Origin of the sequence: Roseobacter fucihabitans, from assembly GCF_014337925.2 — a bacterium.
Lineage (GTDB): Bacteria > Pseudomonadota > Alphaproteobacteria > Rhodobacterales > Rhodobacteraceae > Roseobacter > Roseobacter fucihabitans.
In genome coordinates this window covers 3,732,695-3,755,180 of record NZ_CP143423.1, presented here as the reverse complement: position 1 = coordinate 3,755,180, position 22,486 = coordinate 3,732,695, and the positions used below count along the sequence as shown (strand labels likewise).

The following is a 22,486-nucleotide window of genomic DNA, read 5'->3' as shown; positions in this document are numbered from 1 at the left end:
AACCCGGAGAGACGCCATGTCAGCCCATGCCAATCTTGAACGCCGCAGGCAGGCCATTTACGGCTGGTTGTTACTGTCCCCGGCGCTTGTGTTGTTGTCGGTCTTTGCGTTCTATCCGACGATGGCGACCCTGTGGTCCAGCCTGTTTTCGCGGGGCACACGGCGCAATCCGGTCGAATTCGTCGGCACGGAAAATTACACGGACCTCTTTGCCGATCCGACCTTCTGGATCGTGGTCAAAAACAACCTCCTTTATGCGGGCGTCACGATCCCCGTCTCCATCGGTATTGCCCTGGCGATGGCGCTTTGGGCGAATGGCAAGATTTCCGCGCGCGGCTTTGTGCGCACCGCCTATTTCACGCCGACCGTCCTGCCGATGATCGCGGCCGCCAACCTGTGGTTGTTCTTTTACACGCCGGGTTTGGGCGTGCTGGATCAGATCGGCTCGCTCTTTGGCCTGCCGTCGGTGAACTGGCTGGGCCAGCCGGAAACCGCGCTCTGGGCGATCATCATCGTGACCATCTGGAAAGAGGCGGGGTTCTTCATGATCTTCTACCTCGCCGCCCTCCAGACGATCCCCGAAGACCTCAAGGAAGCCGCCGACATCGAAGGTGCCAGCCGCTGGACATACACCCGCCGCATCGTTTTGCCGCTCCTGATGCCGACCACATTATTCATTGCCGTCAACGCCCTGATCAATTCGGTGAAACTCATCGACCATCTGTTCATCCTGACCAAGGGCGGCCCGTCGGATGCCTCCAAACTGCTGCTCTATTACATCTGGGAAATGGCCTTTGCCTTTTTTGACGCACCTCAGGCCGCCGCCATGACGATTATGGTGATCGCGGTGCTTGCCATCGTGGCGGCTGTGAAATTCAGCTACCTTGATAAAAGGACGCATTACCAATGAGGGGCCTCAGCAAATTCATGGACAGCTTTGGGGCGATCCTTCTGGCCGTGATCTGGATCGCGCCCTTGCTGTTTGCTTTTTGGGCCGCGACCCATTCCACATCGGATGCGGTAAACCTCAACCTGCTCTCGCCCTGGACGCTGGATAATTTCCGTGTGGCCTGGGCCGGCGCGCCCTGGCTGAAGTATTTCATCAATACCTTCATGCTGGTCACGGTGATCCTGATCGGTCAGTTTTTCCTGACCACCCTGGCCGGTTTCGCCTTTGCGCAACTGAATTTTCGCGGCAAGGATTTCGTGTTCATTCTGGTGTTGATGCAACTGTTCATCCTGCCTGAAGTCCTGATCGTGGAGAACTATGCGATGGTCTCGCGGCTGGGGTTGTTTGACACGATCCTCGGGGTGGGCATGCCCTATATGGCCTCCGCCTTTGGGATTTTCCTGATGCGTCAGGCCTTCAAGGGCGTGCCGATTGAGCTGCACGAGGCCGCGCGGATCGAGGGGTGCGGCTTGCTCGGCATCCTCTGGCGCGTCTATGTCCCCTTGGCCAAACCGACCTATCTCGCCTATGCGCTGGTGTCGGTCTCCACCCATTGGAACAACTTCCTCTGGCCGCTGATCGTGACCAATTCACCGGAAACACGGCCCCTGACGGTGGGCCTGTCGATCTTTGGCGCGCCTGAAAACGGCGTGGACATCAGCGTCATTTCAGCCGCCACCCTGATGTCGGTCGCCCCGCTCCTGTTGGCTTTCCTGATCTTCCAGCGCCAATTCGTGCAGGCCTTTTTACGCGCGGGGATCAAATGAGCGCCATCCTTCAGATCACTGATACCCATATCGTGCGCGAAGGCGCGCTTGTTTCAAACCGCTTGGAAACGGACGCTGCACTCATGCGTTTGCTCGACCGGATCCAGTCGATCCGGCATCAGATCGGGCCGCTTGACGCCGTGGTGGTCAGTGGTGATGTGAGCGATGATGGCAAACCCGAGAGCTATGCGCGGTTCAAGGCGCTGATCGCTCCTCTTGATGTGCCGCTGCTGGTAATACCGGGCAATCACGATGCCCGCGAACCGATGCGCGTGGCCTTTCCCGAGCAGTTTGCGCCCAAGGGTCCGTTGAATTGGGTGCGACACATGGGGGCTTTGACCGTGATCGGCCTGGATACGCTGGTCGAAGGCTCCAGCACAGGCACGCTTGATGCCACCTCGCTGGCCTTTCTGGAGGCGGAATTGGTCAAGGCGGCGAATGCCCCGATCCTGCTGGCCTTGCACCACCCCCCCTTCCTGTCGGGTATGGGTTTCATGGATGAAATCGGCCTCGCGAACCGTGATGCCTTCTGCGACCTTGTCTCCAACCACATAGGTCCGATGCGCATTATCTGTGGGCACATCCATACGATGATGGTGGCGGATGTCGGCGGCCATATCGCCATTTCCGCGCCCTCCCCTTGCAGCACAATTGCCTTTGATCAACGCCCTGATGCACCGGTCGGTTTTATGGCGTTGGAGGATGGTTGCCTTTTGCATAAATGGGACGCAGGATTTCAAACCATAAGGATCGGACCGGACGCAGGTCCCGGCCCATTTCCATTCTGATCCGATCCTGAGATAGAAAGCGCGGCCCGTGGAAGACCCCCACCCCATTCAATTCCTGATCCAGATCGCCGGTGCCGCAGCCCTGCTGATCTGGGCGGTCCGGCTGGTGCGCACCGGGGTTGAGCGCGGTTTTGCGGTGCCCCTGCGCTTCTGGTTGCGCCACTCCAGCAAGAATCGTTTGCTTGCGGCCGCGAGTGGCATGGGGGCGGCGGTCTTCCTGCAAAGCTCGACCGCCGTTGCCGTTTTAGTATCCAACTTTGTGGCTAAGGGCGGGCTCGTTACGGCTGTGGGGCTTGCGATCCTTCTTGGCGCGGATGTCGGTTCCGCCGTGGTGACGCAGCTTTTGATGGTGCGCCAGCCCATTCTGATCCCGCTTTTGCTGTTGATCGGTGTTGTGATTTTTCAGCGGGGCAGCGGCAATACGCGCCAGGTCGGTCGCATTCTGATCGGGCTTGCCCTTATTTTCGTATCGCTGGACATGATCCGTGCGGCCACGGGGCCCCTGGTGGCCAGTCCGGGGACACAGACCGTCATGGCCTATCTCGGGCGCGATCTGGTGACGGCTTTCATCTTGGGCGCCGGGTTTGCATGGGTTGTGCATTCCAGCGTGGCGGCTGTGTTGTTGTTCGTAACCTTGGCCGCACAGGCGGTTTTGCCCACACCTGCTGCTGCGGCCATGATCCTTGGGGCCAATCTGGGCGGGGCCTGCATTGCGTATATTTTGACGCTATCGGCACCGGTGGACGCGCGCCGGATGATTGTGGCCAATCTGGCGTTGCGCGGTGGCGGTGCCATTTTGGCGAGTTTCCTCATATCGACACTCCCCGAACTGCTGGACCGTTTGGGCGCAACCCCGGCACGACAGGCAATCAATCTGCATCTTGTGTTCAACCTGGCCTTGGCCGTTATCGCACTTCCCTTTGTCGGGGTGCTGACCAAAGTTCTGACCCACCTCATGCCAGATAAAGTCGCAAATGAAACGCCGCTGGTGACCGTCACCGCTTTGGATACATCGGCGCTTGACCGGCCCCAGCGCGCTCTGGACTGCGCCGCACGTGAACTGCTGGGCATGGGGCAGAAGATCGAGCACATGCTGGTGACGGTGGAACCGCTTTATGATCAATGGAACGCGCAGGCCGCCAAATCAATCCGGGAGGAGGATAGCGCGATCAAGAAGATGCATCTTGATGTGAAACTCTATCTGGCGCGGCTGGGGCAAAACGGGCTGGATGAAGAGCTTGGCCGCCGCTCCATGGACCTCGCCTCGATCTCCTCCAGCCTGGATTCCGGATCCGACGCCATCGCGCGCATCATGCTGGAACTGGCCAAACGGCTGGATACACAAAAGCTGCAATTCTCCGCCCAGGGCCGCGCCGAAATCGCCGATTTCTCGGATCAGGTTCAAAGCAACGTGCAACTGGCCTTGAATGTCATGATGAACCAGAACCCCGCAGAAGCCCGCGAGCTGGTCGCTGCCAAGGAAAAGGTGCGTAAAGTTGAGCAAAAGCTGCAACGCAATCACATCGGACGTCTGCGCGAGGGGCTGGCCGAGAGCATTGAAACCAGCAATATCCACCAAGAAACGCTGCGCGCCTTGAAACAGGTCAACACGGCGTTTTCGATGGTGGGCTACCCGATTTTGTTGAAATCTGGCGATCTGTTGAAAAGTCGATTGGTCTAGAACCGCAGCCTTTGAGCAGTCCGTAGCGATTGGAATGCGCGAAATGCCATTGTTTGTTGGCTAAAGCGCGGGGAAGAGGCTGGTGTTTTGGCGCATCGCTGCGGGCTCACCGGAATAGAATTCTGCTGTGATTTATTTCTTGGATTGATGGTGTTTGTGGTCGTTGGACCACACAAGCAAGAAGACACTCCAAACTCCAAAGTGATTTGCAAAACGGCACCGGGCCGTCGCATGCTGGTGATCCCTTCGATCTGGATGGCATTATGACCGACACACTCAATTCGGCTGACTTGCTTCACGCGGTTCGGGGCTGTCAGATATGCCGCGATTTACCCTTGGGGCGGCGGCCGATCCTTCAATTCAGTTCAGCGGCGAAACTGTTGATCGTTGGCCAAGCTCCGGGTCGCATGACACATAACAAGGGAATTCCATTTGATGACCCATCTGGTGACCGGTTGCGATCATGGATGGGGGTCGGGCGTGACGTATTTTACGATGCACAAAAGCTTGCCATTGTGCCGATGGGGTTCTGTTATCTCATGTCGAAACTGTCTATACACTAGTGCCGTACCAACAGTCCCCAACTGACCTTTTTGTTTGGGTGCCGCCGCATCCACGTGATGATTGCGCGGGAGGGCTTTGAGGTGAACCACAAGAAAGTGCGGCGCATCTATCGTGAAGAGAAGCTTCAGGTGTGTCGCAGGGGTGGCAGGAAGCGCGCGTTGGGAACGAGGAAGCCAATGTATTGCCCAACGGACCGAACCAGCATTGGTCGTTGGATTTCGTGTCTGACGCGCTGACAGATGGACGTCGGTTTCGCATTTTGGCAGTTGTCGATGGCTTCAGCCGCGAGAACTTGGTGCTGGTGGCCGACACGTCGCTGTCTGGTCAACGGTCGCGCGTGAACTGGATCAGATCATTACTGAACGCGGCATGCCAACGACGATTGTATCGGACAACGGTACCGAGTTCACCAGCATGGCGATCCTCTCAAATGGGTTCAGGATACCGGCATTGACTGGCACTACATCGCGCCCGGAAGGCCCCGGCAGAACGGTTTCATTGAAAGCTTCAACGGCAAGCTGCGCCCCTCTCGTGCATGTAAACATGCACTGCCGGGCAGTGGATGAATGCCTCAACGAAACGCTGTTTGGTGCTTTAGGCGATGCTCGCAAAACGCTCGAGGAATGGCAGGAGGATTACAACTGGCAAAGACCACATTCAGGCTCGGGAAACCTGACCCCGATGGAATTCTCGCACAGAAAGGCGATGGACAAAATGGCCGCCTAACGCCAAAGATCTAACCCAAAGGATTCCGCGCAAAGCCGGATGAGACTTGGGGATCAGGGCAAGGTTGCTGCAGCTCTCTTCAGAAATTGGCAGAAAATTGCTGAATCCAATCGACTCTTTTTACAAGCAACACGCGTTTTCCCTTTCTCGGCTGCAAGTATTACTGGTCTTACGAATGGGGGATAACCCTGCCGGGCAGTGAATGATTTCCATGAACCGTAGGTTCTCAGCGCTCTCCCCCTTCGGTTCATAGTACAAGTGGGATCGGGTCAGCGTCAGCAGCTTGCATTGACGGCGTACACTCAGCTTGTGCTCCTTACTCACCATTTTTGCCTCGCGTCCCGAGCAACTGATGCGAGGCATCCACTGCCCGACAGGCGCATGCGCAGCATGCTGCCGGGAGGGGGCCAAAAAATCCCGCTCCACCACCAGCTGGCCGATCTTCCCCTCTCAGTGATTGCAGGCAATCACCTGCCGGTTGACAGAATGCAACTTGTCGACGTCCGCAATGCTCACCTGTTCTGGGGCTGCACCTGCTCAGCGACGGACCCTCGGCGCGTAAAGGCCGTCGCCAGGTTCTCTATCGCCGCGCATTTCCATGTCCCAATCTGCGTCGGGTGAATGCCATATTTCTTGGACAGCTCCGCCAACGTCATCTCCTCGCGAATTGCTTCAAGCGCAACCTTAGCTTTGAAATCGGGCGAATAATTCTTTCGTTTCGTCATTTGGGATCACTTCTTTCACAAATTAATCCACCTTAACGACTGGTCCGAAATCTTGCGACAACCTCTGAGAGTGCGCTAGCTCAAGGTTCGAAATCCGAGTCACTTCGCATTGTTCAAGACAGAACAAAGCAAGCTGAGTCACTTCTACGGGGTATCGTAGTGTCGCTGCCTTTTGACGATTCAGTTTAAAACCGGTGACAAAGGCAACATTGAAGATCACTGACGGGGAGCATTTTTAATGGAAATTTTTAGGCAAGATTTTTTGGCTGCGATTGAGCGGATGAGATCAGGGAATCCGACAAACGATGCGCTCAAGTTGAAGGTTAAACAAGGTAAACTTAAGCTTAACAATTCGACGGTCGCCCTGGAGACATCGCGCGGACTTTCAACCCTTCACACAGCTAAGTATAGTGATCTCAAACAGTTTATTTCCGGCACCCGGCATAAGCCCGACAAGACGGGACTATTAGAAGAGTCAAAAACTGAATGTCGTAGTTTGCAGAAGAATCTAGAACGTTCTGAACTGCAGTTAAGCCATGCAGACATCAGGGCCCTACAAGCCGAGCGCGCGTTGCAGTAAGCAATCGAAACGCATGAAAGGTTGGCTCAAGACAACAAACGATTGCGAAAGCACATTGCTGACAAGGGTTAAGTTCTATGTGAAAAGAACTATGAACAGAATTCTCTTTTTTAGGTTCTGCTAGCTGTGTGGTTAGGTTTGGATGCAACAGGAATTTCATAATCTCAAATTACAGATGCAGGCCTGCACCTTGTGTAAGGATTTGCCGCTTGGTCCAAACCCAATATTTCAACTGGATGAGCGAGCAAAAATTCTGATTGTTGGCCAGGCCCCTGGCCGAATTGCGCATTTGAAAAATTGCCCATTTGATGATCCTTCTGGAGATCGATTGCGAGATTGGCTGGGGATCGACAAGTCTGCGTTTTATTACGACCCTCGGATCGGCATTTTCCCAATGGGGCTTTGTTTTCCCGGAACTGGCTCCACGGGCGACAATCCACCGCCGAAAATTTGCGCAACGACATGGCGCAAAAGAACTCTGCAAACTCTCGAAAATGTCGAGCTGACTCTCGTGCTGGGCGCTTATGCCCTCGCATGGCACCTGCCTCAACTTAGAGGGAAGACGGTCGCAGAAGCGGTCCGACAATCTTCTACCTGCGGAGACGGCATATTTGTACTGCCGCATCCCAGTCCGAGAAACAATCGGTGGCTTCGGCAAAACGCCTGGTTTGAAACGGATGTCGTTCCGAGAATTCGGGAACGAGTAAGGCAAAACCTAAGTGGACTTTCGGAGAATTGAGACAGGCTTCGTAAAGCGGGTTTTGACGAGAAACTGTCTATAGACGGCTATTTTTGGAATGCGAAAAACTTGATAAATATATCATGCTCTTAGGGGAGATATGGACAATTTGGATGTTACATAACCGCTTTTTTCAGGCACCGGGAAAAGTGGCGATCTACCGCCGCGCGGTGAATGTGCTCCGGCTTGGCGAGACCAGATTTTGTACAGTTTGGACTCTGTGGAATTGACGTTGATCATTGGGCGCTATGCCATCGATTGGCATTTGCCCGAAATGGGCCGGAAAACCGTGACACAGGCCGTGCAATCCTGGGAAAACCTGTGGCCCAAAAAGCTGATTAGGCGCTGTTTTGAACCGTTTGGTCTCCCGAGCTCCATGGCGCTGGTCGTGTTTGCTCGCTTTGAAGATAAACGCATGGCACGATTTGTCAGGCATGCATCACAGAGTGCGAGCCAAACAACCGCAGGACCCAGAACATAACGGACAGTAACCACGCATAGAGAAAATAAGAAATTTCAGTTCTGTTACGGGCGGCACAGGTTTCTCAAAGGGACCCGCAAGAAACGATCTTGATGTCCTTGGACTTGTGATTTGAAAGGAACTTCAAAGATGAAGACGTCATCAATTCGGCTGTCGGCTCAGCCATCGGCTTCCTGCGCGCACCTTATAGCTTCGAGGCGAACCGCTCTGTTTTTATGAAGTTAGGCGATTTCAATGCGGATGCCATTCGCAAGCTACTGACCGATCTTCAGGTGGAGGCGACAGGCTTTGTGCGCAGCTGTGACGCGGCTGCGGACATCCTGTCAGTGTTCAAAGTCTACATGCGCTATTCTGGTCAGGGGTGGGAAATCCCGATTAAATTGAGCCATGATCAGGCAATGGACCCCGATGCCGCGACGTTCAAAGCGAGGTTTGAAGAAGACTATGCCAAACTCTTTGGGCGCACGGTTTCGGGGATGGATATCGAGATCACCGTCTGGTCGGTGAATGCGACAACGCCCAAAGAAAGCGTGGCGCGGATCGAACCCACGATTGGCGCGGATCGCGCTCACAGCCAAGTGCAGCGGTCCTTGTTTGATGCGGCGGCGGGCCAATATCTTGAGGCCGATGTCATCGACAGAATGACGCTGCAAACGGGTCAGCGTGTGCACGGCCCGGCAGCGGTGGTCGAAGATGAGACGACAATTATCATTCCCTCAAGCCGCGACGCGATCCGTCAGCCTGACGGCTGCATCGACGTTGTGATAAGGGGATAGGAGGCACAGATATGGCACAAGAACATTCAAAAGTTGCATAGTTGCATAGTTGCATATCAGGTCATGTGGAACCGTTTGATCTCCGTTGTGGAAGAACAGGCGCAGGCCTTGGTGCGCACGGCTTTTTCGACGTCGGTGCGCGAAGCAGGTGATTTATCCGCGGGCGTTTATGACACCCAAGGCAACATGCTGGCCTAGGCCGTGACCGGCACACCGGGCCATGTCAATGCGATGGCGGATGCGATTGCCCATTTCATCCGCCGCATTGGACGTCAGAACATTTTTGAGGGCGACGTCTATATCACCAATGATCCATGGGAAGGCACGGGTCATCTTCATGACATCACGATGGTAACGCCGTCTTTTCACAACGGCGTTTTGGTCGGATTTTTTGCCTGCACCGCGCATGTCGTGGATATCGGTGGGCGCGGTTTTGGTGCGGATGCGCATAGCGTTTATGAAGAGGGGCTCTACATCCCCATCAGGAAATTCGCTCACAGAGGCGAGGTGGATGCGACATTGACGCGGATCATCCGGGGTAATGTGCGCGAACCTGATCAATTGATTGGTGACATCTATGCGCTGGCGACATGCAATGAGATTGGCCACCGCCGCCTGATTGAAATGATGCAAGAATTTGATCTCGCTCATCTGGATGGCATTGCCGATTTTATCCTCGAACATTCTCGTCGTGCGACGATTGAAGCGATTGAAGCGATTGCCGCCTTGCCGCAGATGTCCGCAGAGGGCGAAATGACCGTCGACAGTTTTGATGCGCCAATCACGCTGATGGTCAAAGTGACTGTCCATGAAGATCGCATCGGTTCCGATTTCACGGGTTCATCTGGTCTGGACAAGAAAGGCATCAATTGCCCGCTGGTCTATGCCAAGGCCTATGTCTGTTATGCGCTGAAAGTCGCGATTGCGCCTGAGATCCCGAATAACCGGCGTCTCTGGCATTTTTCGAGATCGAAGCGCCCATCAATTCCATCGTCAACGCACAGCACCCCGCACCGGTTGCGTTGCGCCATATCGTGGGTCACTTGGTTCCTGATGCGGTCTATGCCGCCTTTGACAAAATCGTTCCGGGTCTGGTGCCAGCCGAAGGGGCGGGGTGTTTGTACAATTTTCAAGTGTGGCGGCGCCCGCGCGCCGATGCCCCGGTGTCCGCAGATGCCCGCCGGTTTGAGGTGCTGACCTTCAACTCCGGCGGTTCGGGTGCACGGCCAGAGTTCGACGGGCTGAATGCGACCGCCTTTCCATCGGGTGTATCGGGTGTGATGACCATGCCAATCGAGGCGACAGAACACGCCTGTCCCGTCATCATCTGGCGCAAAGAGCTGCGCCTTGACAGCGGCGGTGCTGGCAAGACACGCGGCGGTTTGGGGCAATATATGGAGGTCGGCGCGATGGAGGGGTATGAGTTCGATATCCAAGCGATGTTTGACCGCGTTGATCATCCCGTACGCGGATGGCGCGGTGGAATGGCCGGAGCGCGCACAACAATCGCCCGGGATGATCGCAGTGCGATGAACGGCAAGGGCAAACAGTTCGGGCGCAGAGTTGTGATGGCCTTCCCAGGGGGCGCTGGCTACGGCGATCCCAGCGAGCGGCCAAAAGAACACGTATTACGTGACCTGGCCCTGGATACATCTCAGCGGCGACTGCAGCCCGCGCATACGGCATATCTTCAAAAGACATAAAAGCAGTGCAGGATGCTGTTACGAAAGGAGAGATTGACTGATCCCCGGACCCGCGTGAAGGCTCGGTTCCTATCCGCTGACAAGGACGTCGACGGCGGTCATCTGGTTGTCGAAAAAGAGCTTGGGCTGCGTACACGCATCGAACATGAACAGCAATTCTTATATGCGCCAGCGCGTCTCGACCGCATGAAACACCCGCAGTTCGCCGCGGATTTCGTACCATAACTGATCGTTCAAAGGGGCAAGGATGATCCCAAGCCGGATCCAAAAATTCCGAATTCCGAATTCTGGATGTATGGATTTAGCGGATCATCAGGACCTTGCTGATGGTCCCGCCGAAGGCCACGCCATATAAAAGACGGCAGGGGCGGTGACGCAATTGATTGCGCCCGAGCCGGTCAAGGACGCCTACCCGTTCGACAATGATGATGATGCTTTTGGGTCCATCAATCTGGTTGATGGAGGGGTATGGGACTTGATGGCCGCGACCAATCCCGCTTTTGAGTTTTGCTACGACAGGAGCGCGCTTGCCACGCGGCGCTATGCTCTTGAGGCCGTCAGCGGCCTCTACCGCGACCTTATGCTGGCCTGCTATCTTGCTGTGTTTTTTTGATCAGTCCGAATATCGTATGCTCCATGCCGCATTATGGATTCACGCGGCCCGATTGTTCAGCCATATTATTGGTGCGTTTGGCACGTAAGGCTGGTGAATTCCCAGCCCATGGAGTTTTTTGCCCCGCGCAGATTGTACGCGATGCACGTGAGCATGATGTTATCATGCGTGCGGTTGATGTGAATTATAGTGAGTGGGACACGACGTTGGAGCCTTTGAGCATTGGCACCTTCGCAGTTCGCCTGGGATTGCGGCAGATCGACGGTATGCGACAGGATAAGGCCCACCTTATTGTTGCCGCCCGCAACACGCCCTTCACCGATCTTGCCGATCTTAAAAGACGCGCGAAGCTGGACGCGGGATCAATGCGCAAACTGGCGGTAGCGGATGCGGTGCGGTCGATGACGCTGGATCACAGGCAGGCACTCAGGGACAGGCGCGCGCTTTAGGATGCGCCGAATTTACCGCTTTTTGCGGAGAAAAAGCATGAGGGGGATGAAGTGCCCTTTGATCTGCCACAGATGCCCATCTGCGAGCATGTTGTTGCAGATAACCAAACGATGCGGTTGTCGCTCAAGGCGCATTCGATGTCTTTCTTGCGAAAAAGCATGGCCAAACAGGGCTATAGATCAAACAGAGGCCTTGGCGCATATGCGCAATGAGCAGGCGGTGAAACTGGCGGGAATTGTTCTGATCCGCCAACGTCCGGGCAGCGCGAAAGGTGTCTGTTTCATAACCCTCGAAGACGAAGGGGAAAGCGCCAATCTGGTGGTCTGGCCCAAAGTGATTATGCAGGCCCGCGTCATTGATGTGCGTGGCATCGTGCAGCGCAGTGAGGACGTGATCCGTGTGGTTGTGCATTGTCTTACGGACCGCAGTGACGCGTTGGAACACCTATCGAACGACACGATGGTCCCGCCTCTGGCGCGTACCGATGAAGTCAAGCGCGCCTTGCCAAGCAGCTCTCACCGGCACCCGCGTGATGTGCGCGTGATCCCGAAGTCCCGTGATTTCCATTAAGTGTGGGGTCTGCAACGAGTGCCCCTTTTGAAGTAACCGCACCGGGGTTACAGCGCGCGATTTATCCGCTGAGTGCTGGCGTCAAAAATCCCACTGCGCTTTTGGTTTTAAAGGTCCCCCAGAGCCTCACCGGCTTAGAAGTGTTGGCGATGCCCGCCGCATTATTCGCAATGCGGATCGCTCAGGCGAGGACGGAACAGGTTTGCAACAGGGAAGGGCTGAGTTTGGCGTGACACTCGACAAAGAGATCAAATCGCAAGGCAGAATAGGGTTCAGTGATCATATCGCGGGGCATTTGCAATTTGAAGAAGGCCGTTCGCCGCCAACCGTCGCAAGGGGCCCGCGCCCACCGCGTTTCAGTGATTGCCCCTTGCCCGCAGCGATGGGTGAAATCTTCAGACTTCATGCTTGCTCTTTGGAGAGGTTCGTTAGATTACCAAGACATGACACCGGATTTTACAATGGAAGACGCGGCAATCTCCGCTGGTTTCTTGCGCGTGGCAGGCGTGGATGAGGTCGGCCGCGGGCCGCTGGCAGGGCCGGTTACAGCGGCGGCTGTGGTGCTTGATCCCGGTTTTATTCCCGATGGGCTCAACGATTCCAAAAAGCTGTCAATTACGAAGCGGACATATCTTGCGGATATCTTGATGGAGCATGCCGACGTTTCCATCGCACATGCCAGTGTGGAGGAAATTGATACGCATAATATTCTGCGGGCAAGCCATATCGCGATGTGTCGTGCGTTGGCCGGATTGAAGCGCCCGCCGGATCATGTGCTGGTGGACGGGTCGATGATCCCGCGTGATCTGGCGATTCCCGCACAGGCGGTCATCAAAGGTGACGCAAGGTGTTTGTCGATTTCGGCGGCTTCTATTGTCGCCAAAAATTGCCGTGACCGCCTGATGGTGGATTTGGCGCAACAGCATCCGGGGTATGGCTGGGAGACCAACATGGGTTATGGATCAAAAAGCCACATGTCTGCGCTCCAAAATCTGGGGGTGACCCCACACCATAGACGTAGCTTCAAGCCGGTACACAATATCTTGTATCAAGGTAAAAACATAAGGTATTGATTCAAAAAAGAAATTGACCGCGAATCAGCTTTGACTCATGCTGTCCTTAACCAACGAGTGCAAAATGCACCGGGACAGAGGCAGACCATGATGACCAAAATGAAAAGTGCTGCGGCGCTTCCCCTGAACACGATTCTGAACGGCGATTGTATCGAGATGATGAACGCGCTGCCGGAGGCATCAATCGACCTGATTTTTGCGGACCCCCCCTATAATTTGCAATTGAAGGGTGACTTGCGCCGGCCAGACAATAGCCGTGTGGATGCGGTCGACGATGAATGGGATCAGTTCTCCAGCTTCAAAGCCTATGATGATTTCACGCGGGCCTGGCTCAAGGCGGCGCGGCGATTGCTGAAACCAAACGGAGCGATCTGGGTCATTGGCAGCTATCACAATATTTTTCGCGTCGGCAGCGCGCTTCAGGATCAGGGATATTGGATTCTGAATGATGTTGTTTGGCGCAAATCTAACCCAATGCCGAATTTCCGCGGAAAGCGGTTTACCAACGCCCATGAGACGATGATTTGGGCGGGCCGCGATGAGACAAGTAAATATACGTTTAATTACGAGGCGCTGAAAGCTCTCAATGAGGGTATTCAGATGCGATCGGATTGGGTGCTGCCGATTTGTACCGGCCATGAGCGTTTGAAAGATGACAAAGGGGACAAGGCGCATCCGACGCAGAAACCCGAAAGCCTCTTGCACCGGGTTCTGGTCGGGTCGACCAATCCGGGTGACGTGATTTTGGATCCATTTTTTGGAACGGGAACGACGGGAGCGGTGGCCAAGATGCTGGGTCGCGACTTCATCGGGATCGAACGTGAGGCGGCGTACCGCAAGGTGGCCGAAAAACGAATCGCAGCCACGCGCAAATTCGACCGGGAGGCCTTGGAGGTTTCAACGTCAAAGCGATCCGAACCCCGTGTCCCCTTTGGGCAATTGGTGGAGCGCGGAATGCTGCGTCCGGGAGAACAACTCTATTCGCCACGCGGTCAGATCGCCAAAGTGCGCGCTGATGGTACGCTGATCGGGAGTGACGTCAAAGGTTCGATCCATCAGGTCGGTGCGCATCTGGAAGGTGCGCCAAGCTGCAATGGCTGGACCTATTGGACCTATAAGAAAGAGGGCCAAATGATACCAATTGACGTTTTGCGTCAACAGATCCGTTCCGAAATGGCCAATTGACCCCATTCTAATTCGAACACCGCCGGTGCCTGCGGCCCTCGCAAGAGGCTGCCTCGTCAAGGCACTCACCTGACCCCGCCCATTGTGGCGGGGTTTTTTTGTTTGAAGAACGCGCTTTGCTATTAGCAAGGTGACACAGAGCCGCCACGGCATGAGACGTCATGATCGTTTCAGCTGCCTGGCTCTGGCGGGATTTAATGTAAATACCGTTTCCGCCTGACGGGGTCGAAATTCGCGGGTTGCCTTCAACGAGGTATCGCGCGCTTTTCTCTGAAGGATCAGAGTGTCCTGTCGGCGCATCGCGCAACCCAAGGGCGGGCGCGATGCGTAGTGACCCTCCTCGGTAGGGGGCCGTAAGAATGTGACTGGTATGTGCCGGTGCCAATAAGATTCCCGACAGGCAATATATGGCAAGGTTTGCCACCCTCCTGGGGAGCTTAGATTTATATTGAAATTATTGGGTTTTGATGCGTTGCCTCTTATTTTGGAGCGTCTAAGGCGGAACCAAGTAAAACCAGCCCTATCCCAAAAGTGCCTACGACCAATGGAGTAGACGCAATCGCCCGTTAACTTGCCCCCTCTTGGCGTCTAAAAACGAGACGGACTCCTGTGTCGTGCGGATAATCCCAAATATATGGATTGGTCTGTTAGCATCTGACGTTGGAGAAGTAACAGACCGCACAGGACTGGTGCCCGAGGCTGAAGATGGCGCGACCGGCTTAGTTCAGCAACCTTTTGGAGGGTTTGTGATTGAGCGCTGCATGGATATAACGCGCGCCAAAATCGGACTTGTTAACGACATGGATCACGCCAGCGGATTCCGCTTTGTCAAACATGAAAGGAGACGGCCAATCGCTGACCATGATAATCGGAATCTCCGCAAATTCCGGCACTTTTGCGAGTTCGATGGCGAAATTGGCACCCGTACCGTCAGGTAAATTATTGTCGAGCAGGATCATGCTGGTCTGATAGCGCGCCATGTGCAGGCGCGCCTGCTCAATTGTTGAGACTATGGCGACAAAGACGCCCTGAAAGCTCTTGTCCATGATGCGTTTGATGCGTTCCTGATCAAAGAGGTTATCTTCGACCACCAGGCAGGTTTGCGTCGCCTTGCTCGAATATGTCGCGCTATGTTGTTGTGGCATGCTTGTCCCTCACCTTGAAACTCTCGAGGGGTTTGTTTCACATAAAAGCGTTAATATATGATGTGGATTGTCAACCCGGCAGCGGGTTTTCGCCCCGCTCATAGGGGTGCCACTCCGTGATCTCGGGATAATGCGCTCTGCGCCATTGCTGAACCTTTGGGTTCATTATCCGGCACCAGAGCGGGGGCATCATCGCCAACATCGTCATGACGGGATAGCCAAAGGGCAGTTGCGGCGCATCTGCGCTGGAATAGGTTTGCAACACCGGAAACCGGCGGTCGGGTTTATAATGGTGGTCGGAATGGCGTTGCAGGTTAATCAACAACCAATTCGACATGCGGTGGTCTGAATTCCAGGAATGATGTGGTTTGACGTGTTCGTATTTGCCATTTCCAAGGTGTTTTCGGGTCAGCCCGTAATGTTCAATATAATTGACCAACTCCAACTGCCAGACCGCCGTGCCCGCTTGGATCAAAAACAGCCCGATACCCACCCAACCCGCTAGTAAGAAGGCGAAGAACAGCATCAGCGCCTGCAAGGCCCAATAGCGAAAAAACGGATTGGACGGATCATGCCAGGCCTTGCCACGCCGATGCAGCATCGCTTTTTCAGCCTCAAAAGCAGAGCGCAGGGATTGTTTCAAGACGCGGGGGTAAAACCTGTGGAACCCTTCGTTGTAACGCGCTGTCACCGCGTCGCGCGGCGTGGCGACATGGCGGTGGTGGACGAGCAGATGTTCGGAGCGAAAGTGCGAATAGAGCACCATGGCGAGCAGCAGGTCCGCCATCCGGCGTTCGGCTCTGTTTTTCTGATGCATCAATTCGTGGCTGTAATTGATGCCCACCGTACCGGTGATCACACCAACACCGAAAAATAGAACGATTTTTTCCAATGCGCTGAGGTGGTCGGCCTGTGGAACGTACCAGATCAGGCTGAACAGCAGGCAAAACTGGATCGGTGCCCAGATCAGGGTGACGGCGCGGTACCAGAACAGCGCGGTTTGTGGCGTATCAAGGTCCGCATTCGCCGTATCCCGGCCCAAAAGCGCGTCCATCAGAGAAAAGAAATACCACGACACCAGCGGCAGCAGAAGAACGCTCCAGCCCCCCTTGATCGCACCCAGCCATGCGATGGGGACAAGCAGCAGCGTGATCCAGAACGGCGCAACCCGCGAGATCCGGACCATATCAGCAGGAGGAATGGTATGAGGTGTCATCGCATCAACCCTAAATCGCGCGCGCGGGTTTGGGGAAGGGTTTAGACACAAGTGCGGCTTTCACAGCGCATCTTTTGCCAGATTGAGAGCTTTGCGCATCACCGTGGGCAGGTCGGAGGGGCGAAATTCTGAACGGGGGATGAAACGGCCTTGATGGGGTTCGGTGGAGGGATCGATCTGTGCTGTAAAAACCGCCAATGTCAGGTGGAAATGGGTAAATGTATGGCGGACCTCGGCGTTCAGCTGAACCCACTGCGCGTCCGCCGGGGGTGTGGTCTGAGGCGGGGGCTGGGTGATGTCCACCCACTCCGAGCCGGGCCAGCCGAGCATCCCGCCCAGCAAGCCTTTTTCCGGGCGGGTCTCCAAAAGCCAAGCGCCATCTTCGCGCTGGCCCAGATAGACCGTGCCTCGCCGGGTGGGTTTTGGCTTTTTTGGGGTCTTTCTGGGCAGATCAGCCGCGGTGCCGCGCGCACGCGCAAGGCAGGGCGCGCGCCAGGGACAAATACCGCAGGCGGGCGATTTCGGGGTGCAGATCGTCGCCCCGAGATCCATGACCGCCTGAGCGTAATCGCCGGGCCGTTGTTGTGGGGTCAGGGCCTCTGCCTGTGTCATCAAAAGCGGTTTGGCGTCGGGCAGGGGCGTGTGAATATCATGCAGCCGTGCCATGACCCGCTCGACATTGCCGTCCAGCACCGCATGGGGCAGATCAAAGGCGATCGAGCTGATGGCCGCCGCCGTATAGGGACCAATTCCGGGCAGTTTCAGGAGCACGCTGTGATCCGCCGGGAATGCGCCGTCATGATCGGCCACGACTGCGCGCGCGCATTTCAGCAGATTGCGCGCACGGGCGTAATACCCCAATCCAGCCCATTCCCCCATGACGTCTGCATCGCGCGCGCGGGCAAGATCCGTGACCGTTGGCCAGCGGGCCGTGAATCTCTCAAAGTAGTCTCTGACCGTCACGACCGTGGTTTGTTGCAACATCACCTCGGAGAGCCAGACGCGATAGGGGTCGGGGGTTTGTCCTGCGCGGCGATTCTGTGGAGGCACACGCCAGGGCATGATACGGGCATGGATGTCGTACCAGCCCAGCAATTCATCGCTCAGGGTTACGGGATTTTGGGCTTTTTCACGCAATGTTTATAATCATCCATCGGCTTTGACTGGTTGCGGCCCCGCCAATTGGTTATGGTACGGCAACCGATCTGTTGAAAGATAGCGATGCCTCCCCGACGCGCCAGCACAAAAGGGTTTACCCGAACCTCCAGTCTTCTGACCGGTCGGATCAGGGCGGCATCAGAAAGCCGAGGATTCGCGCAAAGCCGGTTGTTGACGCAATGGAACGAAATCATGGGGAAGGACATCTCCTCGATTTCACGTCCCGTTGAAGTCAGCTATGGCCGGGGCGGGATGGGTGCCACGCTGACGCTTTTGACCACGGGGGCCAATGCGCCGATGCTTGAGATGCAAAAGGAACAGATGCGTGCCAAGGTCAACGCTGTCTATGGTTATAATGCCATCGCGCGGGTGCGCATTACGCAGACTGCCGGCCAAGGGTTCGCCGAAGGGCGCGCGCTGTTTGATCCCGCGAAACCGGGTACACCCGAGCCCGTTTCCACGCCGGAAATCCGCCAACAGGCCGTTGAGACTGCCAGCCCGGTGCGGGATGCCGGATTACGCGATGCCCTCGCGCAGCTTGGCGAAAACATTCTGAACAAAACAAACCGTTGAAGAGGAAATATCGATGTCGCGTTTAATGATCGTTTCTGCCGCTGTGGCCGCCCTGGGGGTCGGGGCGTATTTCGTGACCTCGCCAGGCACATCTGTCACGCCCGCAAACCCGCTGGGTGCCGCGAATGCGCAAGAGGCCAGCGCGGATATTGATACATCCAGCATCGTTGAAATGTCTCAGGGCAACCCCGATGCACCGGTGACGGTGATCGAATATGCCTCCTTTACCTGCCCCCATTGCGCCTCCTTTCATGCCGGAGCCTATAAAGAGCTGAAGGCGGATTACATCGACACGGGCAAAATCAATTTTGTCTACCGCGAGGTCTATTTTGACCGCTATGGCCTCTGGGCGTCGATGATTGCGCGCTGTGCAGGCACGCCGGATAAGTTCTTTGGCATGGCTGATCTGATCTATGCGGGCCAATCTGAATGGGCGCGCGCCGGTGAGCCAACCGCCATCGTGGAGGAATTGCGCAAGATTGGTCGCTTGGCCGGGCTTGACGGGGATACCATGGAGGCCTGCTTGCAGGACGGTGCCAAGGCACAGACATTGGTCGCCTGGTATCAGGAGAACGCCGAAGCTGACGGTGTCGAGAGCACGCCAACTTTCGTGATCAACGGCGAAAAGCACTCCAACATGCCCTATGCTGATATGGCCGCGATCATAGACGCCGCAGCCGAGTAATGAGCGCCCCGCTTGCCGGTCTGAAGGTTGTTGAACTGGCCCGTGTCTTGGCGGGTCCCTGGGCCGGTCAGACATTGTCGGATCTGGGCTGTGATGTGATCAAGGTGGAAAGCCCCGCAGGCGATGACACGCGCCAGTGGGGTCCACCCTTCGTGACGCGTGATGACGACGTATCAGCGGCCTATTTCCACTCGACAAACCGTGGCAAGCGGTCTGTTACGGCGGATTTCCGCACGGAGGCAGGCCGGCAAAAGGTCCGGGACCTGCTGGGCGATGCGGACATTCTGGTTGAGAACTTCAAGACCGGCGGGCTGGCGAAATACGGGCTCGATTACGCCAGCCTTGCGGTGGATTTCCCGCGCCTGATTTACTGTTCGATCACCGGCTTCGGGCATACCGGGCCTTATGCGGCGCGTGCGGGCTATGATTTCATCATTCAGGGCATGTCCGGGCTGATGTCCCTGACCGGCGAGCCGGAGGGGCAACCGCAGAAATACGGCATCGCGATCACCGATATACTCACCGGGATCTATGCGACCACCGCCATTCTGGCCGCTGTGCACCAGCGCCACAGCACCGGGGTCGGTCAACATATCGACATGTCCCTGATGGATGTCGCGGTGGCGGTCACGTCAAATCAGGCGATGAATTATTTGACCACCGGCACGCCGCCCAAACGCATGGGCAACGCGCATGTCAATCTGGCCCCCTATCAGGTGTTTGACTGCGCGGATGGGCATATCATCATCGCCACCGGGAATGACGGGCAATACCAGCGGCTGTGTAAATTGCTGGGGCTTGATGATATGATCACAGCACCGCGTTTCCTGAAAAACGTGGACCGGTTGGCGCATCGCGAAGAGATGATTTCGCGTCTGAGTGCGGCAACGCGGTTGCGCACACGCGATGATTTGCTGGCGGCTTGCGAGGGGGAGGGCGTACCCGCCGGGCCGATCAACCACATGGATGATGTCATGGCCGACCCGCAGGTGCAGGCGCGTGGGATGCAGGTGGCGCTTGGTGGTGTGCCGGGGGTGCGCTCGCCGTTTACCTTTTCGGGCGCAGAACTGGCGCTGCATCGCCCCGCACCCAAGCTGGGCGAAAACGATCAATGATCACGGAGCTGGAAGCGCGTTCAGTTGATCAATCAACGCGTTGTTTTCTTGCTCAAAGGCCAGCCGTACCGGCAGGGTGATGACCTTGGTGCGAAAACTGGCGGGCAGCCTTACCGCATCTTTTTCAGTTGTCACAAGTTGTGCGCGATGACCCTTGGCGTCAGCCTCCAGTCGCGCCATCAGGGCAGGGGTCAGCGGCTGGTGATCTTCCAGCGGTTCGGCATGCACCAGATCGGCCCCCAATCCGCGCAATGTGGTAAAGAACTTTTCGGGATGGCCAATTCCGGCAAATGCAACAACCCGTTCGCCACGCCAATCCATACCTGTCTGTAACGGGCGCAAGGCAGCCCGGACGTGCGGTATCGTGACGGTTGTGTCAAAGCGATCCTGCGCCGGTGCCTCCCCGATGGAGAGCAAAAGATCAGCCCGCGCCAGACCGACATCAACGGGTTCGCGCAGTGGCCCGGCAGGCAAGCAGAGCCCGTTACCGAACCCGCGCAAAGCGTCCACGACGACGATGTTGATGTCCTTATGCAGCGCGGGGTTCTGAAAACCATCATCCAATATGACCACACTGGCCCCGGCATCCTGTGCAGCCCGTCCGCCCGCCGCCCGGTCTTGCGCGACCCAGACTTCGGCAAAGGCCGCGAGCAATAGAGGCTCATCCCCGACATCGGCGGCGCGATGCTGCGCGGGATCAACGCGCAGGGGGCCTTTGAGACGCCCGCCATAGCCGCGCGTAACGATATGGGGTCGGTGAAAGCGGTTCATCAGATGCGCGGCGACGGCGATCACGGTAGGTGTTTTGCCAGTCCCGCCGGCATTGATATTCCCGACACAGATTACCGGGATATCGAGTTTAAGCGGTGCGGTCTTGGCCAGTCGGCGCGCCGTAGCCTTGGCATAGAGCCAGCCAAGCGGGGCAAGCAGGCGTGCCAGCCGCGTAGGTTTGTCGGGGGCTGTAAACCAAAACTCAGGGGTGCGCATTGGAGGGCTCCAACCGGTGATCCAGCGTGGTTTCCACCAGATCGATGACCTTATCGACCAACTCGGCACCGCTGCTGATCACGTCCCAGCCCGCATGCGCCATGGTGGCGGCCTGATCCGGCGCAATCAGGCGCGTCACGGCGGTGCCCAGCGAGTGGGTATCATTCACGATCCGTGCGGCACCTGCGTTCGCGAGCCGCGTGTAAAATGGTAAGTAACGCCGCACATTCGGCCCATAAAGCACGGCAGAGCCAAGCGCAGCCGCCTCGAAAGGGTTGCATCCACCATACCCCGATACCAGAGAGCTGCCCAGAAAGGATACCGGAGCCAGCCGGTAAAACAGACCCAGATCTGAGCCATCTTCGGCGAGCATGACCTGTGTTGCCTCGGTCGGGTCGCCATCATTGACCCAATCGCAGACGCGAAACCCTTCGGCCTCGGCCTTGTCGGTAAAAAGGGGCGCCAGGTGACGTTCTGCGGGGTGTAGGATCAGCAAAAGCCGGTGTGAATAGCGCAGCGCTTGACGGTGGGCCGCCAGAATAATCCCAGCTTCATGTTCCTGAACACGCGTCGCCAGCCACACCGGGCGCCCCGCAAGCGAGCTCGTCATCGCAGAGAATATCGAATCCTTGCAGGGGAGTGCTTGTCCGCCTGCTTGCAGCGGCGGCGTCATCTGAATGTGGCGGGACTTAAGGCCGAGCGCTTCGAGACGCTGCACCGCTTGCGGTGATCTGCTCATCACGGCGGTGAAATTTGTCAGCAAGTCGCGCGACAGATCGGGAAGCCATCGGTCGCGCTGGCCGTCAAAACCATCCTTATCCGCATCAATCAGCACCATTGGACATTTGGCGTCATACGCCGCAAGCAGTAGGTTCGGTCGCAGCTGCCCCCAGGTCCAGATACACATATCCGGCATCCAATGGGCAAGAAAAGCCTGCACGGCCGCGGGGTGTTCGGAAGGAATCTCCTCCTTCACAATCATCGGATGTTGCGGATGGATCGCATCAGCGCGATCCAGTGTTTCGCGATCCGGCAGGGTGATCAGAATGCTCAAACCATCGCGTGTGGTGCACAGGCGCTCGGCAAGGTCCTGAAGAGCCAGCAGGTTGGAAGGCTCCGCGGCATGGATCCAGACAAGCTCCCCTTTGGGGCGTGTGCCATTGGGCGTGAAGGACCGCTTGGCCGATCTGTGGGTTAGCGCCCGATAGGCCGCCAGCCCCAGTGAATGGCCCATGAC

General features: G+C 56.5%; 24 protein-coding genes and 2 pseudogenes. 19 read left to right on the top strand and 7 right to left on the bottom strand.

Annotated elements, in window-relative coordinates; all coding sequences use genetic code 11:
* Positions 1-16: 16 nt before the first annotated feature.
* The 6 genes and pseudogenes from ROLI_RS18505 to ROLI_RS18480 all read left to right on the top strand — a co-directional run.
* The gene (locus ROLI_RS18505; protein WP_187431650.1) at positions 17-910 is read left to right on the top strand and encodes a carbohydrate ABC transporter permease; all 894 of its coding nucleotides are present in this window, start codon (positions 17-19) and stop codon (positions 908-910) included.
* The gene (locus tag ROLI_RS18500) at positions 907-1,716 is read left to right on the top strand and encodes a carbohydrate ABC transporter permease (protein ID WP_187431649.1); all 810 of its coding nucleotides are present in this window, start codon (positions 907-909) and stop codon (positions 1,714-1,716) included. Before ROLI_RS18505 ends, ROLI_RS18500 begins: the two co-directional genes overlap by 4 nt.
* On the top strand, positions 1,713-2,504 hold the full coding sequence (locus ROLI_RS18495) for a phosphodiesterase (protein WP_187431648.1): 792 nt from the start codon (positions 1,713-1,715) through the stop codon (positions 2,502-2,504). The genes ROLI_RS18500 and ROLI_RS18495 overlap by 4 nt, the downstream gene beginning before the upstream one ends.
* A gap of 28 nt (positions 2,505-2,532) precedes the next feature.
* On the top strand, positions 2,533-4,185 hold the full coding sequence (locus tag ROLI_RS18490; RefSeq protein ID WP_187431647.1) for a Na/Pi cotransporter family protein: 1,653 nt from the start codon (positions 2,533-2,535) through the stop codon (positions 4,183-4,185).
* A 263-nt stretch (positions 4,186-4,448) separates the two neighbouring features.
* Entirely contained in the window at positions 4,449-4,748 is a 300-nt protein-coding gene (locus ROLI_RS18485; RefSeq protein WP_187431646.1) for a uracil-DNA glycosylase family protein, read from the top strand.
* 33 nt (positions 4,749-4,781) lie between these two features.
* Positions 4,782-5,475: pseudogene (locus ROLI_RS18480) on the top strand (IS3 family transposase); the annotation flags it as partial.
* Positions 5,476-5,987: 512 nt separating this feature from the next.
* Here the strand turns inward: ROLI_RS18480 and ROLI_RS18475 are convergent.
* Positions 5,988-6,200 carry a transposase gene (locus ROLI_RS18475; protein WP_187431548.1) on the bottom strand — a complete coding sequence of 71 codons (213 nt, stop codon included), beginning with the start codon at positions 6,198-6,200 and terminating at the stop codon, positions 5,988-5,990.
* Positions 6,201-6,438: 238 nt separating this feature from the next.
* Here ROLI_RS18475 and ROLI_RS18470 point away from each other — a divergent pair, with 238 nt between their 5' ends.
* The 8 genes and pseudogenes from ROLI_RS18470 to ROLI_RS18435 all read left to right on the top strand — a co-directional run bounded on the left by ROLI_RS18470 (position 6,439) and on the right by ROLI_RS18435 (position 12,112).
* Positions 6,439-6,780 carry a hypothetical protein gene (locus tag ROLI_RS18470; protein WP_187431927.1) on the top strand — a complete coding sequence of 114 codons (342 nt, stop codon included), beginning with the start codon at positions 6,439-6,441 and terminating at the stop codon, positions 6,778-6,780.
* A 142-nt stretch (positions 6,781-6,922) separates the two neighbouring features.
* A complete protein-coding gene (locus ROLI_RS18465; protein ID WP_187431928.1) occupies positions 6,923-7,519 on the top strand; it encodes a uracil-DNA glycosylase family protein in 597 nt (198 codons plus the stop codon).
* Between the two features lie 696 nt (positions 7,520-8,215).
* Entirely contained in the window at positions 8,216-8,776 is a 561-nt protein-coding gene (locus ROLI_RS18460) for a hypothetical protein (RefSeq protein WP_187431929.1), read from the top strand.
* A 63-nt stretch (positions 8,777-8,839) separates the two neighbouring features.
* A pseudogene (locus ROLI_RS18455) lies at positions 8,840-10,520 on the top strand (hydantoinase B/oxoprolinase family protein).
* Positions 10,513-10,704, top strand: a complete 192-nt coding sequence (locus ROLI_RS18450) for a hypothetical protein (RefSeq protein ID WP_187431930.1) — start codon at positions 10,513-10,515, stop codon at positions 10,702-10,704. The pseudogene ROLI_RS18455 and the gene ROLI_RS18450 overlap by 8 nt, the downstream one beginning before the upstream one ends.
* Positions 10,705-10,849: 145 nt before the next feature.
* Complete coding sequence (locus tag ROLI_RS18445) at positions 10,850-11,092, top strand: hypothetical protein (RefSeq protein WP_187431931.1); 243 nt, start codon at positions 10,850-10,852, stop codon at positions 11,090-11,092.
* Positions 11,093-11,256: 164 nt separating this feature from the next.
* On the top strand, positions 11,257-11,541 hold the full coding sequence (locus ROLI_RS18440) for a hypothetical protein (protein ID WP_262386675.1): 285 nt from the start codon (positions 11,257-11,259) through the stop codon (positions 11,539-11,541).
* A 193-nt stretch (positions 11,542-11,734) separates the two neighbouring features.
* Entirely contained in the window at positions 11,735-12,112 is a 378-nt protein-coding gene (locus ROLI_RS18435) for an OB-fold nucleic acid binding domain-containing protein (RefSeq protein ID WP_262386676.1), read from the top strand.
* A gap of 181 nt (positions 12,113-12,293) precedes the next feature.
* Here the strand turns inward: ROLI_RS18435 and ROLI_RS18430 are convergent, their stop codons facing one another.
* Positions 12,294-12,518 (bottom strand): hypothetical protein, encoded by a 225-nt coding sequence (locus ROLI_RS18430; RefSeq protein WP_222869695.1) that lies wholly within the window; start codon positions 12,516-12,518, stop codon positions 12,294-12,296.
* A gap of 37 nt (positions 12,519-12,555) precedes the next feature.
* On the opposite strand from ROLI_RS18430, the gene ROLI_RS18425 reads away from it, so the two are divergent.
* Both ROLI_RS18425 and ROLI_RS18420 read left to right on the top strand, forming a co-directional pair.
* A complete protein-coding gene (locus tag ROLI_RS18425) occupies positions 12,556-13,185 on the top strand; it encodes a ribonuclease HII (protein ID WP_187431932.1) in 630 nt (209 codons plus the stop codon).
* Positions 13,186-13,272: 87 nt separating this feature from the next.
* Positions 13,273-14,370, top strand: coding sequence for a site-specific DNA-methyltransferase (locus ROLI_RS18420; RefSeq protein WP_405048976.1), 1,098 nt, complete (start codon positions 13,273-13,275; stop codon positions 14,368-14,370).
* A 719-nt stretch (positions 14,371-15,089) separates the two neighbouring features.
* Here ROLI_RS18420 and ROLI_RS18415 read toward each other — a convergent pair.
* The 3 genes from ROLI_RS18415 to mutY all read right to left on the bottom strand — a co-directional run bounded on the left by ROLI_RS18415 (position 15,090) and on the right by mutY (position 17,868).
* Positions 15,090-15,515, bottom strand: coding sequence for a response regulator (locus ROLI_RS18415; RefSeq protein WP_187431933.1), 426 nt, complete (start codon positions 15,513-15,515; stop codon positions 15,090-15,092).
* A gap of 70 nt (positions 15,516-15,585) precedes the next feature.
* Positions 15,586-16,731: an alkane 1-monooxygenase gene (locus ROLI_RS18410; RefSeq protein WP_187431934.1), complete on the bottom strand. Its 1,146-nt coding sequence runs from the start codon at positions 16,729-16,731 to the stop codon at positions 15,586-15,588.
* A 60-nt stretch (positions 16,732-16,791) separates the two neighbouring features.
* Positions 16,792-17,868: an A/G-specific adenine glycosylase gene (gene mutY / locus ROLI_RS18405; RefSeq protein ID WP_187431935.1), complete on the bottom strand. Its 1,077-nt coding sequence runs from the start codon at positions 17,866-17,868 to the stop codon at positions 16,792-16,794.
* Between the two features lie 84 nt (positions 17,869-17,952).
* On the opposite strand from mutY, the gene ROLI_RS18400 reads away from it, so the two are divergent.
* Genes ROLI_RS18400 through ROLI_RS18390 form a run of 3 tightly spaced genes read left to right on the top strand, consistent with a single transcriptional unit; the run spans position 17,953 to position 20,262 of the window.
* Complete coding sequence (locus ROLI_RS18400) at positions 17,953-18,462, top strand: DUF721 domain-containing protein (RefSeq protein ID WP_187431936.1); 510 nt, start codon at positions 17,953-17,955, stop codon at positions 18,460-18,462.
* Between the two features lie 13 nt (positions 18,463-18,475).
* On the top strand, positions 18,476-19,147 hold the full coding sequence (locus ROLI_RS18395) for a DsbA family protein (RefSeq protein ID WP_187431937.1): 672 nt from the start codon (positions 18,476-18,478) through the stop codon (positions 19,145-19,147).
* On the top strand, positions 19,147-20,262 hold the full coding sequence (locus tag ROLI_RS18390) for a CaiB/BaiF CoA-transferase family protein (protein WP_187431938.1): 1,116 nt from the start codon (positions 19,147-19,149) through the stop codon (positions 20,260-20,262). The genes ROLI_RS18395 and ROLI_RS18390 overlap by 1 nt, the downstream gene beginning before the upstream one ends.
* Here the strand turns inward: ROLI_RS18390 and lpxK are convergent, their stop codons facing one another.
* Both lpxK and ROLI_RS18380 read right to left on the bottom strand, forming a co-directional pair.
* Complete coding sequence (lpxK, locus tag ROLI_RS18385) at positions 20,263-21,249, bottom strand: tetraacyldisaccharide 4'-kinase (protein WP_187431939.1); 987 nt, start codon at positions 21,247-21,249, stop codon at positions 20,263-20,265.
* Complete coding sequence (locus ROLI_RS18380) at positions 21,236-22,483, bottom strand: 3-deoxy-D-manno-octulosonic acid transferase (RefSeq protein ID WP_187431940.1); 1,248 nt, start codon at positions 22,481-22,483, stop codon at positions 21,236-21,238. Before ROLI_RS18380 ends, lpxK begins: the two co-directional genes overlap by 14 nt.
* Between the last annotated feature and the right edge of the window lie 3 nt (positions 22,484-22,486).

What these genes read in the sequence shown, in the direction of transcription:
- ROLI_RS18470 (WP_187431927.1), top strand. Translation starts at nt 6,439, where the DNA reads ATGGAAATTTTTAGGCAAGATTTTTTGGCTGCGATTGAGCGGATGAGA.
- ROLI_RS18465 (WP_187431928.1), top strand. Translation starts at nt 6,923, where the DNA reads ATGCAACAGGAATTTCATAATCTCAAATTACAGATGCAGGCCTGCACC.
- ROLI_RS18415 (WP_187431933.1), bottom strand. Translation starts at nt 15,515, where the DNA reads ATGCCACAACAACATAGCGCGACATATTCGAGCAAGGCGACGCAAACC.
- ROLI_RS18430 (WP_222869695.1), bottom strand. Translation starts at nt 12,518, where the DNA reads ATGAAGTCTGAAGATTTCACCCATCGCTGCGGGCAAGGGGCAATCACT.
- ROLI_RS18425 (WP_187431932.1), top strand. Translation starts at nt 12,556, where the DNA reads ATGACACCGGATTTTACAATGGAAGACGCGGCAATCTCCGCTGGTTTC.
- ROLI_RS18440 (WP_262386675.1), top strand. Translation starts at nt 11,257, where the DNA reads ATGCGTGCGGTTGATGTGAATTATAGTGAGTGGGACACGACGTTGGAG.
- ROLI_RS18420 (WP_405048976.1), top strand. Translation starts at nt 13,273, where the DNA reads ATGATGACCAAAATGAAAAGTGCTGCGGCGCTTCCCCTGAACACGATT.
- ROLI_RS18410 (WP_187431934.1), bottom strand. Translation starts at nt 16,731, where the DNA reads ATGACACCTCATACCATTCCTCCTGCTGATATGGTCCGGATCTCGCGG.
- ROLI_RS18505 (WP_187431650.1), top strand. Translation starts at nt 17, where the DNA reads ATGTCAGCCCATGCCAATCTTGAACGCCGCAGGCAGGCCATTTACGGC.
- ROLI_RS18390 (WP_187431938.1), top strand. Translation starts at nt 19,147, where the DNA reads ATGAGCGCCCCGCTTGCCGGTCTGAAGGTTGTTGAACTGGCCCGTGTC.
- ROLI_RS18395 (WP_187431937.1), top strand. Translation starts at nt 18,476, where the DNA reads ATGTCGCGTTTAATGATCGTTTCTGCCGCTGTGGCCGCCCTGGGGGTC.
- ROLI_RS18475 (WP_187431548.1), bottom strand. Translation starts at nt 6,200, where the DNA reads ATGACGAAACGAAAGAATTATTCGCCCGATTTCAAAGCTAAGGTTGCG.
- ROLI_RS18500 (WP_187431649.1), top strand. Translation starts at nt 907, where the DNA reads ATGAGGGGCCTCAGCAAATTCATGGACAGCTTTGGGGCGATCCTTCTG.
- lpxK (WP_187431939.1), bottom strand. Translation starts at nt 21,249, where the DNA reads ATGCGCACCCCTGAGTTTTGGTTTACAGCCCCCGACAAACCTACGCGG.
- ROLI_RS18460 (WP_187431929.1), top strand. Translation starts at nt 8,216, where the DNA reads ATGAAGTTAGGCGATTTCAATGCGGATGCCATTCGCAAGCTACTGACC.
- ROLI_RS18380 (WP_187431940.1), bottom strand. Translation starts at nt 22,483, where the DNA reads ATGGGCCATTCACTGGGGCTGGCGGCCTATCGGGCGCTAACCCACAGA.
- ROLI_RS18400 (WP_187431936.1), top strand. Translation starts at nt 17,953, where the DNA reads ATGCCTCCCCGACGCGCCAGCACAAAAGGGTTTACCCGAACCTCCAGT.
- ROLI_RS18495 (WP_187431648.1), top strand. Translation starts at nt 1,713, where the DNA reads ATGAGCGCCATCCTTCAGATCACTGATACCCATATCGTGCGCGAAGGC.
- ROLI_RS18485 (WP_187431646.1), top strand. Translation starts at nt 4,449, where the DNA reads ATGACCGACACACTCAATTCGGCTGACTTGCTTCACGCGGTTCGGGGC.